General features: G+C 73.4%; 10 protein-coding genes. 5 read left to right on the forward strand and 5 right to left on the reverse strand.

Features of this window, described 5'->3' with window-relative positions:
* Positions 1-81: 81 nt before the first annotated feature.
* The 3 genes from PS467_RS34525 to PS467_RS34535 all read right to left on the reverse strand — a co-directional run bounded on the left by PS467_RS34525 (position 82) and on the right by PS467_RS34535 (position 3,266).
* Positions 82-1,464: a GAF domain-containing protein gene (locus PS467_RS34525; RefSeq protein ID WP_311038503.1), complete on the reverse strand. Its 1,383-nt coding sequence runs from the start codon at positions 1,462-1,464 to the stop codon at positions 82-84.
* Between the two features lie 58 nt (positions 1,465-1,522).
* Entirely contained in the window at positions 1,523-1,657 is a 135-nt protein-coding gene (locus PS467_RS34530; RefSeq protein WP_268975615.1) for a hypothetical protein, read from the reverse strand.
* 343 nt (positions 1,658-2,000) lie between these two features.
* Entirely contained in the window at positions 2,001-3,266 is a 1,266-nt protein-coding gene (locus PS467_RS34535) for a glycoside hydrolase family 18 protein (RefSeq protein ID WP_268975616.1), read from the reverse strand.
* Between the two features lie 563 nt (positions 3,267-3,829).
* Between PS467_RS34535 and PS467_RS42230 the strand changes: the two genes are divergently transcribed.
* The gene (locus PS467_RS42230) at positions 3,830-4,210 is read left to right on the forward strand and encodes an acyl-CoA dehydrogenase family protein (RefSeq protein ID WP_432280676.1); all 381 of its coding nucleotides are present in this window, start codon (positions 3,830-3,832) and stop codon (positions 4,208-4,210) included.
* Between the two features lie 38 nt (positions 4,211-4,248).
* Here the strand turns inward: PS467_RS42230 and PS467_RS34540 are convergent, their stop codons facing one another.
* Positions 4,249-4,614 carry a hypothetical protein gene (locus tag PS467_RS34540; protein ID WP_268975617.1) on the reverse strand — a complete coding sequence of 122 codons (366 nt, stop codon included), beginning with the start codon at positions 4,612-4,614 and terminating at the stop codon, positions 4,249-4,251.
* A gap of 240 nt (positions 4,615-4,854) precedes the next feature.
* On the opposite strand from PS467_RS34540, the gene PS467_RS34545 reads away from it, so the two are divergent.
* The 4 genes from PS467_RS34545 to PS467_RS34560 all read left to right on the forward strand — a co-directional run bounded on the left by PS467_RS34545 (position 4,855) and on the right by PS467_RS34560 (position 10,309).
* Entirely contained in the window at positions 4,855-5,295 is a 441-nt protein-coding gene (locus tag PS467_RS34545) for an Lrp/AsnC family transcriptional regulator (RefSeq protein ID WP_030838994.1), read from the forward strand.
* Positions 5,296-5,342: 47 nt separating this feature from the next.
* On the forward strand, positions 5,343-6,986 hold the full coding sequence (locus PS467_RS34550) for an amidohydrolase (protein ID WP_432280677.1): 1,644 nt from the start codon (positions 5,343-5,345) through the stop codon (positions 6,984-6,986).
* A gap of 573 nt (positions 6,987-7,559) precedes the next feature.
* Positions 7,560-9,326 carry an apolipoprotein N-acyltransferase gene (lnt, locus tag PS467_RS34555; RefSeq protein ID WP_311038504.1) on the forward strand — a complete coding sequence of 589 codons (1,767 nt, stop codon included), beginning with the start codon at positions 7,560-7,562 and terminating at the stop codon, positions 9,324-9,326.
* Between the two features lie 260 nt (positions 9,327-9,586).
* On the forward strand, positions 9,587-10,309 hold the full coding sequence (locus PS467_RS34560) for a polyprenol monophosphomannose synthase (protein ID WP_268977218.1): 723 nt from the start codon (positions 9,587-9,589) through the stop codon (positions 10,307-10,309).
* 221 nt (positions 10,310-10,530) lie between these two features.
* Here the strand turns inward: PS467_RS34560 and PS467_RS34565 are convergent, their stop codons facing one another.
* Entirely contained in the window at positions 10,531-12,357 is a 1,827-nt protein-coding gene (locus PS467_RS34565; RefSeq protein ID WP_311038505.1) for a complex I subunit 5 family protein, read from the reverse strand.
* Between the last annotated feature and the right edge of the window lie 3 nt (positions 12,358-12,360).

Here is a 12,360-nt window from a genome sequence, read left to right on the forward strand (position 1 = left end):
CGGTGTTCCGGTTGCCGGGCGCGTCGTGCGGACGCGTCCCGGGCTCCGCCCGCGCCCATGCGGCCGGAGCCGACGGTGAGGCTAGGCGCGGCCACGTTGCGCGGACGTTGCGTCACGGGAGGCGGGGCGCGCGTACCGGCCGCCGTCGGCGTACCGGGCGCCATCGGCGTACCGGCCGCCGTCCGGGTACCCGGCCTCGCCCGGCAGCCCGTACAGCTCCCGCAGCCGCCGCACCCGCGCCGCCGGCCCCGCCCGCCCCGGCGCATCCGCCGGAAGCGCGGTCAGCAGCGCCTCCGCGACCTCCAGATCGTCCTCGCCCCACGGCGTCTGCGCCCAGTGCCGCAGCAGTTCGGGATCGCCGTGGGACAGCACGGCACGCCGCAGCCCGTCCTCCAGCACCTGCCGCATCCGGCACACCCCGGGCGCCTCCGACAGCGGCAGCAGCGGCCCCGGATACGTCCGCAGTGCGGTGGACACGTCACCGGCGGCCAGCGCGTCGGCCGCGGCCCCAAGATCGGTCCGCACCGGTGCGCAGAGCCGGTACGGGCGCGAGCCCAGCAGCGGGCCCACCAGCCGGCGCAGCCGCGACAGCTCGGCCCGCAGCGTCACCGGGGACCGGTCGTCGGCCCGGGGCCCGTACAGCTCGAGCGTCAGCCGGTCGCCGGACAGCCCCTCCGGATGGCCGGCCAGCAGCACCATGATCTCGCTGTGCCGCCGCCCCAGCCGCAGCCGCCGTCCGTCGGCCACCAGCACGGCCTCGTCCCGGCCCAGCGCCGTCAGGCAGATCCGCGGCTCGCGCGCCCGCGGCCGCTCAGCGGCCAGTTGGGCCTCGGCGGCGCGGGCGGTCGCCTGCACCAGGGCCAGGCTGTGCGGGGCGGCCAGATGGTCCCCGCCGGTGATGTCCACCGCGCCCAGCAGCCGCCCGGTGTGCGGATCGTGGACGGGGGCCGCGGCGCAGGTCCACGGCTGCACCGTGCGGTTGAAGTGCTCGGTGGCGAAGATCTGCACCGCGTGGTCGACGGTGAGCGCCGTCCCGGGCGCGTTGGTGCCGGCATGGCGCTCGTCCCAGCGCGCCCCGGCCACGAAGTTCATCCGCTCGGCCCGGTTCCGTACGCCCGCGTGCCCCTCCACCCACAGCAGCCGGCCCTGTTCGTCGCAGACCGCGAGCAGATGGGCCCCGTCGTAGGCGATGCCGCCCAGCAGCTCCCGGAACAGGGGCATCACCCGGGCCAGCGGATGGTCCGCCCGGTACGCGTCCAGCGCGCCGTCCGCCAGATCGATCGGCGCCTTGCACTCCTGGGCGACCCGTGCGTGCGCCGAGCGCCGCCAGGATTCCGCCACCACCGGGCGCACGGCGGGGCCCACCGCCCCCTCGGTCAGAAACGCCTCATGGGCGCGGCGCACGGCACGGGTGCGCTCCGCCGGGTCGGTGCCGGACGCCATCGCCAGCCAGGGATTGACCACGGTGCCTCATTCAGCGGTACGGAGGGGGCGGGGGAGTCGGCCGGCCGGCTGCGGCCGGTCAGGGGTGGGCGGACGGGGCGGGGGCGGGCATGACACCGGGCGGGGAGGCATAGCCGCAGGAGTGGCAGATCTTCCACCCGTCCTGGTTGACGGCGAGTTGGCCGCCGCAGCTCGGGCACTGCTCGGTGCTCATGATCGTTCCTTTGGTTCACGTACAGGGGCGGTGCGGGCCGCCCCTGCGCTCAGATTTCCTTGTGGGGCGGATGCCCCGCAATAGTCAGAACAAGCCGCGTTCGGGTACGCGCCCCGGACGGCGCGCGTTCACCCGGGGTGCGGCGCGAGGGATCTCCTCCGCCTACGCTCCTCGCGCCCCCTCGCGCAACGCTTGAACCCTTGACGACCGGTCGGCTGAACCCTTGACGACGGGACCCCGGACGACCGCCCGCCGCGCCCGCACAACGCGCCCGGTGCGCACGACAACGCGGGCGGGGAGCCGGTGATGGCTCCCCGCCCGCGTCGGCGAGGGATCTATGGGGTCAGCTGATGGACTTGATCAGCTCACCGTTGGAGGTGTCGCCACTGAGCTCCCAGAAGAAGGTGCCGCCCAGGCCCTGCTGCTGCTTGTAGGTCATCTTCCCGGCGATGGTGGAGGGGGTGTCGTAGCTCCACCACTGGTTGCCGCAGTGGGCGTAGGCCGTCCCCGCGACCGTGCCGGTCGCCGGGCAGGAGTTCTTGAGGACCTTGTAGTCCTCGATGCCCGCCTCGTAGGTGCCGGGCGCGGCGCCGGTCGCCGTGCCGCCGGGGGCGTCCTGGCTGACGCCGCTCCAGCCGCGTCCGTAGAAGCCTATGCCCAGCAGCAGCTTCGAGGCCGGGACGCCCAGGCCCTTGAGCTTCTGGATGGCGGCGTCGGTGTTGAAGCCGTCCTGCGGAATGCCGTCATAGGAGGTGAGCGGCGAGTGCGGGGCGGTGGGGCCCTGTGCGGCCCAGGCACCGAAGAAGTCGTACGTCATCGGGTTGTACCAGTCGACGTACTGCGCGGCGCCCGCGTAGTCGGCGGCGTCGATCTTGCCACCGGAGGAGGCGTCGGCCGTGATCGCGGCGGTCACCAGGTTGGACGAGCCGAACTTGGCACGCAGCGCGGCCATCAGGTTCTTGAAGGCGTCCTTACCGCTGCTGTCGCAGGTGTTGCCGCAGGCGTTGGGGTACTCCCAGTCGATGTCGATGCCGTCGAAGACATCCGCCCAGCGCGAGTCCTCGACCAGGTCGTAGCAGGACTGGGCGAACGCCGCGGGGTTCTTGGCGGCCTCGGCGAACCCGGAGGACCAGGTCCAGCCGCCGAACGACCACAGTACCTTGAGGTTCGGGTGGAGCTTCTTCAGCTTGCGCAGCTGGTTGAAGTTGCCGCGCAGCGCACCCGCGTCCCAGGTGTCGGCCTGGCCGTCGACGCTGCTCGCCGCGTCGTACGCCTTGTCGTAGTCGGCGTAGGAGTCGCCGATGGCGCACTTGCCGCCGGTGACATTGCCGAAGGCGTAGTTGATGTGGGTGAGCTTGGCGGCCGAGCCCGAGGTCTCGATGTTCTTGACGTGGTAGTTCCGCTGGTAGATGCCCCATTCGGTGAAGTAGCCGACGACCTTGTCACCGGCGGCCTTCGTGGTGGGGGTCCCGGCGGCCTGGGACGCGGCTGTGGGTGTTCCGACGCTCTGGGGTTCACCGGCGGCGGCCGAGCCCGCGAGCAGAGTGGCGGTCACGACCGCCGTACAGGTCGCCGCGAGCGCGGCGAACAGTCTGCGTGGTCTGAGCATGGAATCTCCTCGGTGGGGGGTGAGGGGAGAGTGAACTGCCCGACGACCTGCCCAAAGCTTGACATGAACGCGCAGGACAGGGTGGGGAAACGGTAGAAGGACTAGACCAGTAGGGTCAATGGTCTGGGCCAATTTGCTCCGCATGCGCGTCATCGGGGAGTGCGCGCGGGGGATCGTCGGCGGTTCCGCCGCACCCCGGCGTACGCCGCCGCGGCACCGTCGGCGGCGGCGACCGGCCGTGCGGGGTCTCTCCACCCGGGGGTTCGCCGCGGCCCGGCCGGCCGTCGGCCTCGGCGCCCGCACCCTGGCCTGCCGCGCTCGCGCCCGCTGCGGCGGCAAGGAACGACCGGCCGCGTACTTCTTGGCGATGCCGGGCGGCGCGGGCACCGTGGGGCACGGCCGGTTCGCCGACCGTCCGAATCCCCCTCGACAAGGCGTGGAGCCCCGGCGCCCGCCGCATCGGCGACAAGAATCAGGGGTTCCTGATCACTCTGTCGCTGTCGGCGCGGACCGTCGGGACGTCGCGGGACCTACGTCGTCCGCTTCGCCCAGGCGGCAGCCGGGTGAAGCGCTCGCGTACCCCGCGCGGCGGCGGCAGTACGGCCGGCCGAGGGCCGGCGTCCAGGGGCTGCGTTCCATGCCCGCCGGCATGCCCACCCGGATCGAGGCCGGGCGCGCCTCGTACGGGCACCGCGCTGCGGATCGCCACCGACGCCGGTCAACTGCTCGGCGGATACGGCTACCCGGCGGACCTCCAGGTCGGGCGCGTTATGCGCGAAGTCGAGGTCGCCCGGATAGTGGAGGGTGCCAAGAGGCCGCCCATCAGGTGCGGCGGGGCGTCATCGCCCGCATGCTCGTGGGCCCCGAGCCGCAGAGCCGGGCTGCCGGCGCATGGGCGAGCAGCGCATGGGCGCGTAGCGCATGAGCGGGTGGCGCGTGAGTGAGTCGTGCAGGGGGCGCGATCGGCGCCCCCGCCGTGTTCCTAGCGCCGCGTCACCGGGAAACGGACCGGCCGGGAGCCGGGGCCGCCGAGGTGCGAGAACGGCTGCATCCGCCAGTCCAGACCCTCCGGAAGCGTCAGCAGCAGCGCGGCGTCCCGCTCATAGGCGTCCAGCGACGCGTCGGCGGGGGTGGCGTCGGTGACCCGGCGGCCGGTACCGGCGCAGACCGTGAGGCCGAACGGGTCCCACGGGGAGGAGCACAGCGCGTGCTCCGGAAGGACGTCCTCGTTGGCGAGGAGCGCGATGGGGCGCGTGCAGTCCGGGCAGATCACCCGGAACATCTCATAGGTGTCGTTGTTCTCGTCGGTGTCGATGTCGCCTGCGTCGAGGCGCTCAAGATGAGGCATGAGTTTCCCCCTCGTGTGGGCCGGCCAGGCACGTCGTCCTCGACCACAGCAAGCATTTCCCTCGCGGCCGCATAGGTAATCGCCGCAACTCATAGGACACCCATGAGGATATGTGGCGTTCGTCACATGCCCGATGCAGATGCGGTGCGGACGCGGTGCGGATGCGGTCCATGAGGAGCCTGTGCCGGCCGCGCCCACCGGCTGTGCCGGAGCGCCCCCGACCACATAAGGTGATCGGCTGTGGAGGAGTTGGACAGACAGATCGTGGAGCTGCTCGTCAAGGACGGGCGGATGAGCTACACGGACCTGGGCAAGGCCACCGGCCTGTCCACATCGGCCGTGCACCAGCGGGTTCGCCGCCTCGAACAGCGGGGCGTGATCCGCGGCTACGCCGCCGTCGTGGACCCCGAGGCGGTCGGGCTCCCCCTCACCGCGTTCATCTCGGTCAAACCCTTCGACCCCAGCGCGCCCGACGACATCTCCGAGCGGCTCGCCGAGGTGCCCGAGATCGAGGCGTGCCACAGCGTCGCGGGCGATGAGAACTACATTCTCAAGGTGCGCGTCGCCACCCCGCTGGAGCTGGAGCACCTGCTCAGCCGGATCCGCTCACTGGCCGGGGTCTCCACCCGCACCACCGTGGTCCTCTCCACGCCCTACGAGGCGCGCCCGCCGCGCATCTGAACACCTCCCGCCCCCTTACTCTCGCACCCCCACCGAGGCAGCCCGCCGTGAACGACCCGACCCCCGCCCAGGCCCCCGAAGCCCGCACCGTCCTGCTGCGCGGAGGCGAGGTCCACAGCCCCGCCGATCCGTTCGCGACCGCGATGGTCGTCGAGCGCGGCACCATCGCCTGGGTCGGCTCCGAAGGGGCCGCGGACAGCTTCGCCGACGGCGTGGACGAGGTCATCCAGCTGGACGGGGCGCTGGTGACGCCCGCCTTCACCGATGCGCATGTGCACACCACCGCGACCGGGCTCGCCCTCACCGGGCTCGATCTCACGGGCGCCCGTACGCTCGCCGACGCGCTGGAGCGGGTGCGCGCCCACGCCGCCGCCCGCCCCGCCGACCGGGTGCTGCTCGGCCACGGCTGGGACGCCGCCCGCTGGCCCGAGGGACGTCCGCCCTCCCGTGCCGAACTCGACGCGGCGACCGGCGGCCGCCCCCTGTACCTCACCCGCATCGATGTGCACTCCGCCGTCGTCACCACCGCGACGCTCGACCTCGTCCCCGGCGTGTCCGAGCTGGCCGGCTACCACCCCGACACGCCGCTGACCGGCGCCGCCCACCACGCGGTGCGGGCCGCCGCCCACGCGGGCCTCACCGAGCGGCAGCGCGCCGAGGCCCAGCGGGCCGCCCTCGCCCGCGCCGCCTCGCTGGGCATCGGCACCGTCCACGAGTGCGCAGGGCCGGACATCTCCTCCGAGGACGACCTCACCGGGCTGCTGCGGCTCGCCGCCGAGGAGCCGGGGCCGCGGGTGTACGGCTACTGGGCCGAGGCCGCGAGCAGCGCCGCCGACCTGGACAAGGTGCGCGAGCTCGGCGCCATCGGCGCGGCGGGCGACCTCTTCGTGGACGGGGCGCTCGGCTCCCACACGGCCTGTCTCCACCAGCCGTACGCCGACACGCCGCACACCGGCACCGCCCATCTGGACGCGGCGGCCGTCGCCGCGCATGTCATCGCCTGCACCGAGGCCGGGATCCAGGCCGGTTTCCACGCCATCGGCGACGCCGCCGTCACGGCCGTCGTGGAGGGCGTACGGGCCGCCGCCGACAAGGTCGGCCTCACCCGCGTCCGGGCCGCTCGGCACCGCGTCGAACACGCCGAGATGCTCACCCCCGAGACCATCGCGGCCTTCGCCGAACTCGGCCTCACCGCGTCCGTCCAGCCCGCCTTCGACGCCCTCTGGGGCGGTACGGACGGCATGTACGCCCAGCGGCTCGGCCCCGAGCGGGCCCGCACCCTCAACCCCTACGCGGCGATGCTGCGCGCCGGTGTGCCCCTGGCGCTCGGCTCCGACAGCCCCGTCACCCCGCTCGACCCCTGGGGCACCGTGCGCGCCGCCGCCTTCCACCGCACCCCCGAGCACCGGATCTCCGTCCGCGCCGCCTTCACCGCCCACACCCGCGGCGGCTGGCGGGCCATCGGGCGGGACGACGCGGGCGTCCTGGCGCCCGGCGCGCCCGCCGACTACGCGATCTGGCGGACCGGTGAGCTGATCGTGCAGGTGCCCGACACCCGGGTCGCCGGGTGGTCGACCGATCCGCGCTCGGGCACCCCCGGCCTGCCCGATCTCACCCCCGGCGGCCAACTGCCCGTGTGCGTGCGCACGGTGGTGGGCGGACGCACCGTCCATCTCCGTCCGGACGAGTGACGCGCGGGCACGCCGTACGCCGAACGATGAGCCCCCGGCCTGTCGTGGCATCTGAACACTGTCCGTACTGACCTGGTCATTTGAGGAAACGGCGCAGGTCATGCGGCTGTTGACAGGGTGCGGTCGGTGGCCGGTAGGTTCGGCTGCGTCCACCACAGGACGCCCGACCGGGGAATCTTCACGCAGTCGTCGAACGCCGCTGGGCCAGAGGGAGACGCGCCGCCGCGGCGCGCCACCACTGGGAGCCAGGTCCAGCGCACGGGGGCGAGGGAGGGATCGCCGGGTCGGCAGGTGCGACCCGGGAGGGGCCCGGACGCTCAGTAGACAACGGCTCTCGGTCGACCCGCAGCCAGCGGGTCCCAGGCCGGCCCGAAGGGCGTCGGGCCCCCATCCGCACGCGCACACGGCGGACCGCCCCCGGCGCGGGGGCGGCACCGCCGCCGGGCGGGGAACCCCCGCCAGGGCCGGGACGTTCCGTACCTCGGGGCCACATTCCGCACCTCCGGAGCACTTCCGCGCACCCGCGTTATACGGTCAGCTCACCACAGCACGACCTTGCAGGAAGGCCGCACCGTGCCATCGGGTTCCGACACCACCGCCGAAGCCGCCCCCACCGGGCCGGGCGCAGACAGACCGGGTCAGCGGACCGGTTCCGCCGCCGTGCCGCCCACCGGCGGCGCCGCCGAGAGCGGTGCCGCCGGGGAGACCGAGACCGGGACGGGGACGGCGGCGTCCGCGCCCGTGTCCGGGCCGGTCGCCGGGGAGCGCCGGCCCGGCCGGCTGCGCCGTCTGGGCCGGCTCGCCCGCCGCGAGGCGCGGCGCAGCGCGCTCGCGGCGGTCAGCGGGCTCGCGCTCGGCTTCGCCTTCCCGCCGTTCGGGGTGTGGCCGCTGTCCCTGGTGGCCGTCGCCGCCCTGGCCCTGCTCACCCGCGGCCGCACGGCCCGCCAGGGCGCCTGGACGGGCTTCGCCTTCGGGCTGCCGTTCTTCCTGCTGCTGCTGAAATGGCTCAGCGTCGTGGGCTGGGACGCGGTGGTGGGCCTGTCCGCCATCGAGGCGGCCTTCCTCGCGCTGATGGGGGCCGGCCTGGCCCTGGTCTCCCGGCTGCCGGTACCGGCCCTGTGGCCGCTGTGGACGGCCTGTCTGTGGGTCACCGAGGAGTGGGCCCGCGACCGGGCGCCCTTCGGCGGCTTCCCCTGGGGCCGGCTGGCCTTCGCCAACACCGGGTCGCCCTACACCCCGCTCGCCGCGCTGGGCGGCGCCCCGCTGGTCACCTTCGCCGTCGCGCTGACGGGCGGGGCGCTCGCCTCCGCCGCCCTCGTCCTGTGGCGGCTGCGCGGCACCGGGGGCCTCTCACCGCGCGGCGCCCTGCCCGCCGCCGGGGCGGTGGCCGTCGCCGCCGCCGTGACGGCGGCCGGATTCGCGGTGCCCATCCCCACCGCCGCCGCCGACTCGGTCGACATCGCCGTGGTCCAGGGCAATGTGCAGCAGGCCGGAATGGACTTCCTGGGCCGCCCCATGATGATCCTCAACAACCATGTGAAGGCGACCCTGGACCTGGCGAAGGACGTCAAGGCCGGCCGGATCGCCAAGCCCGATCTCGTCATATGGCCGGAAAACGCCTCCGACCTCGACCCCTACCAGTACCGCGAGGCCTACGCCCGGATCGACGAGGCTGTCAAGGCGATCGGCGTTCCGGTGCTGGTCGGAGCCCTGGTCGACCATCCGACCAAGCAGGGCTACGTGGAGAACCAGGGCATCGTCTGGGACCCCGAGACCGGCCCCGGCGCCTCGTACACCAAGCAGCACCCGGTGCCCTTCGGCGAGTACGTCCCCTTCCGCCAGCAGCTCAGCAAGATCATCACCCGGCTCCAGCGGGTGCCCCGCGACTTCTACCCCGGCGACCACACCGGGGTGCTGAAGGTCGGCCCGGCCCGGCTCGGCGATGTGATCTGCTTCGAGGTCGCGTACGACGAGATCGTCCGCGACACGGTCAACGCGGGCGCTCGGGCGATCGTCGTCCAGACCAACAACGCCACGTACGGGCGCAGCGGCCAGCCCGAGCAGCAGCTGGTCATGTCCAAGCTGAGGGCGATCGAACACGGCCGTCCGGTGATCACCGCGGCCACCAGTGGGATCAGCGCGGTGGTCTCCCCGGATGGCACGATCGAGCAGCGGACGAAAGAATTCACGCAAGATGTGCTCACCGCGCGCATCCCGCTGCGTGACGGCAAGACCCTGGCCGACCGCGTCGGTGCGATCCCTGAGTGGGTGCTCGCTATGGTGGGCGTTCTGTCCTGCGCGGCCGCGATCATGATCGGCCGTCGGGGACGTACGGACTAGAAGGGGCAGTAGCCGTGAGCGACGCACGCGAGGCCGACCAGCCGCGCCGGAGCAACGACCGTGACGATTCGCCTCGCGGGCGGAGAAGCGAACAATCCGACGCCGTGAGCGACGCACGCGAGGCCGACCAGCCGAGCACCGAGGCCGACGAGCCAAGCACCAAGGCTGAGGAGTCGAGTGCCAAGGCCGACGAGCCGCGCCGTAGCAGCGAGAGTCAGGACGACGGCGGGCGGCGGAAGTACGGTCCGCTCGGTACGACCTTGGTGATCATCCCGACCTACAACGAGGCGGAGAACCTCAAGCCGATCGTCGCGCGGGTCCGGGAGTCGGTTCCGGACGCGCACATCCTCGTCGCGGACGACAACAGCCCGGACGGCACGGGCAAGGTCGCCGATGAGCTGGCTGCCGAGGACGACCACGTCAAGGTGTTGCACCGCAAGGGCAAGGAGGGCCTCGGCGCCGCCTATCTGGCCGGCTTCCGCTGGGGGATCGAGCACGGCTACGGCGTACTGGTGGAGATGGACGCCGACGGCTCCCACCAGCCCGAGGAGCTGCCCCGGCTGCTCACCGCGCTCAAGGGCGCGGATCTGGTGATCGGTTCCCGCTGGGTGCCCGGCGGCCGCATCGTCAACTGGCCCAAGTCCCGCGAGTTCATCTCCCGCGGCGGCAGCACCTACTCCCGCCTGCTCCTCGATGTGCCGATCCGCGACATGACGGCCGGCTACCGCGCGTTCCGCAAGGAGACGCTCGAGGGCATCGGCATGGACGAGGTCGCCTCCCAGGGCTACTGCTTCCAGATCGACCTGGCCTGGCGCGCCGTCAAGGCGGGCTTCCACGTCATCGAGGTCCCGGTCACCTTCATCGAACGCGAGCGCGGTGAGAGCAAGATGAGCCGCGACATCGTCACGGAGGCGGCCTGGCGGGTCATGTCCTGGGGCGTGGGCACGCGGGTCAACAAGATGCTGGGCCGCAAGGACTCCTAGGGCGTGTTTCGAAAGTAGCGCCGTCCGCCCGGAGGGCGGGCCCCGCGGCGTCTGGTGCGTGTGATCGCAAGGCGGAGGGTCGTCCTCGTAGTGGGCCTACTTGGACGATCCCGACAACGCGGCGAGCGCGCGTGCCAGGCGTCGCGGGGCAGGCGGGACTTTCGAAACACGCCCTAGGTCCCTCGAGGTCCGCACGTGAGGCGGACGCCGCTGAGCGCGGCTCAGCGGATCCCCGGGACGGTCAGCACCGTGAGCAGCGCCGTCCCGGCGACCAGCCAGGCGACGTAGTCGCCGATGTGCCCGGACTGCAGCCGCCGTACGGGCGCGAGCAGCGCGGCCGTCCCGTCGCGGGCCGGCCGCCGTACCGCCAGTGTGGCGAGGGCGATGGCGAGGGCCGTGGAGAGCAGCCCCAGCACGATCCCGGTCGGCTGCCAGTGCGGTGGCGGGAGCGCCGGGGCGGCCGCGGCCCGTGCGTCGAGGACCGTCCGCCGGTAGCCGCCGGTGTCGGTGAACAGCGCCCCGGCCCGGCCCATCGCGGAGGCGACGGCCGGGACCGCCCCGACGGCCAGCGACGCGGCCAGCAGCGCGGCGGGCACCGCCACCAGGGGCACCGGGATGCGCCCGAGGCGGCGGCCGGTCTCGGGCTCCTCCTCGCCGGTGGTCTCCGGTTCACCCTCTTGGTCCCGGGGGCGCCGGCCCGCTCCGGCGAAGATCCGCAGCCCGGCGCGGAGCACCGCGCCCCCGGTCACCGCCGACACCAGGACGTAGAGCGCGGGCAGCCATCCGGCGGTGTGTCCCGCGGCCTCCTCGGCGACGGCCTTGCCCAGACCGGAGCCGAACGGCGGCAGCCCGCACAGGGCCAGACCGCCCACCGCGAACAGGGCGCCGACCACCGGGAGTTCCCGGGCCCGGCCGAACAGCTCGTGCTCGTCGACGGTCGCGTACCGGTCCAGCAGCACCCCGACACAGGCGAAGAGGGCCGCCTTCACGCCCGCGTGGCCGAGGACGTACAGCGCGGTGCCCGACACCCCCTCGGGGGTCAGTACGGCCACGCCGATCAGGAACAGCCCGGTATGGGCCACGGTCGAGAACGCCAGCAGCCGCTTCAGATGGCGCTGCTGCCAGCACATCGCCGCCCCCAGCAGCGCCGTGAGGACGCCCAGCACCAGCAGGGCGCGGGTGAACGCGGGGTGGCCGAGCCCCCCGGGCCCGGCGAAGACCGTCCAGTAGACCCGGGCGACCCCGTAGACGCCGAGCTCCACCATCACCCCCGACAGCAGCATGCACACCGGCGTCGGGGCGACCGCGTGCGCGTCGGGCAGCCAGAAGTGGAACGGAACGGCGGCCGCCTTCACCAGCAGACCGGTCGTCACCAGCACGAACGCGGCGAGCACCAGCCCGTCCGGCCCGCCCGCGTCAAGCCTCCGCCCGATCTGGGCGAACCCCAGCTCCCCGGTGCGCGCGTACAGCAGCGTGATGCCCAGCAAGGTGGCGTAGCCGCCGAGGGAGTTCACCACCCCGAAGGCCAGCGCGCCCTGGAGCGGTTTCGGCTCCTCGACCCGGAAGCCGGTCAGCGCGTAGGCCGCCACGCCCATCAGCTCGAAGAAGACGAAGGCGTTGAACAGGTCGCCGGTCAGCGCGAAACCGCACATGCCCGCCTGGAACACCAGGATCAGCGCGGGGAAGGAGCCGGTGTGCCGGCGCGGCGGCTCCTCGAAGTAGCGCCAGGAGTAGATCAGGACGGCGACGACGAGCAGCGAGACCAGCGCCGCGAGCCCGGCCCCCAGCGGATCGCCGACCAGCACGATGCCCACTCCGCTGCCGCCCACCGGCCGCCAGCCGCCCACCCACTCCACCGGATACGCCCCCGGCCCGGCATGACCGGCCCGGACCAGCACCAGCAGCGCCGCCACGGCGGTGGCGGCGGCGAAGGCGCAGCCCAGGAGGTCGGAGACGAGCCGGGGGAGCCGCCGTCCGGCGGCCACCAGCACCGCCGCGCCCAGCAGCGGCACCGCCACCACCAGCGGCAGCAGCCGCGCGCTGTCCACCGG

This window comes from Streptomyces luomodiensis, assembly GCF_031679605.1.
Taxonomy (GTDB): Bacteria; Actinomycetota; Actinomycetes; order Streptomycetales; family Streptomycetaceae; genus Streptomyces; species Streptomyces luomodiensis.

What these genes read in the sequence shown, in the direction of transcription:
- PS467_RS34530 (WP_268975615.1), bottom strand. Translation starts at nt 1,657, where the DNA reads ATGAGCACCGAGCAGTGCCCGAGCTGCGGCGGCCAACTCGCCGTCAAC.
- PS467_RS34535 (WP_268975616.1), bottom strand. Translation starts at nt 3,266, where the DNA reads ATGCTCAGACCACGCAGACTGTTCGCCGCGCTCGCGGCGACCTGTACG.
- PS467_RS34540 (WP_268975617.1), bottom strand. Translation starts at nt 4,614, where the DNA reads ATGCCTCATCTTGAGCGCCTCGACGCAGGCGACATCGACACCGACGAG.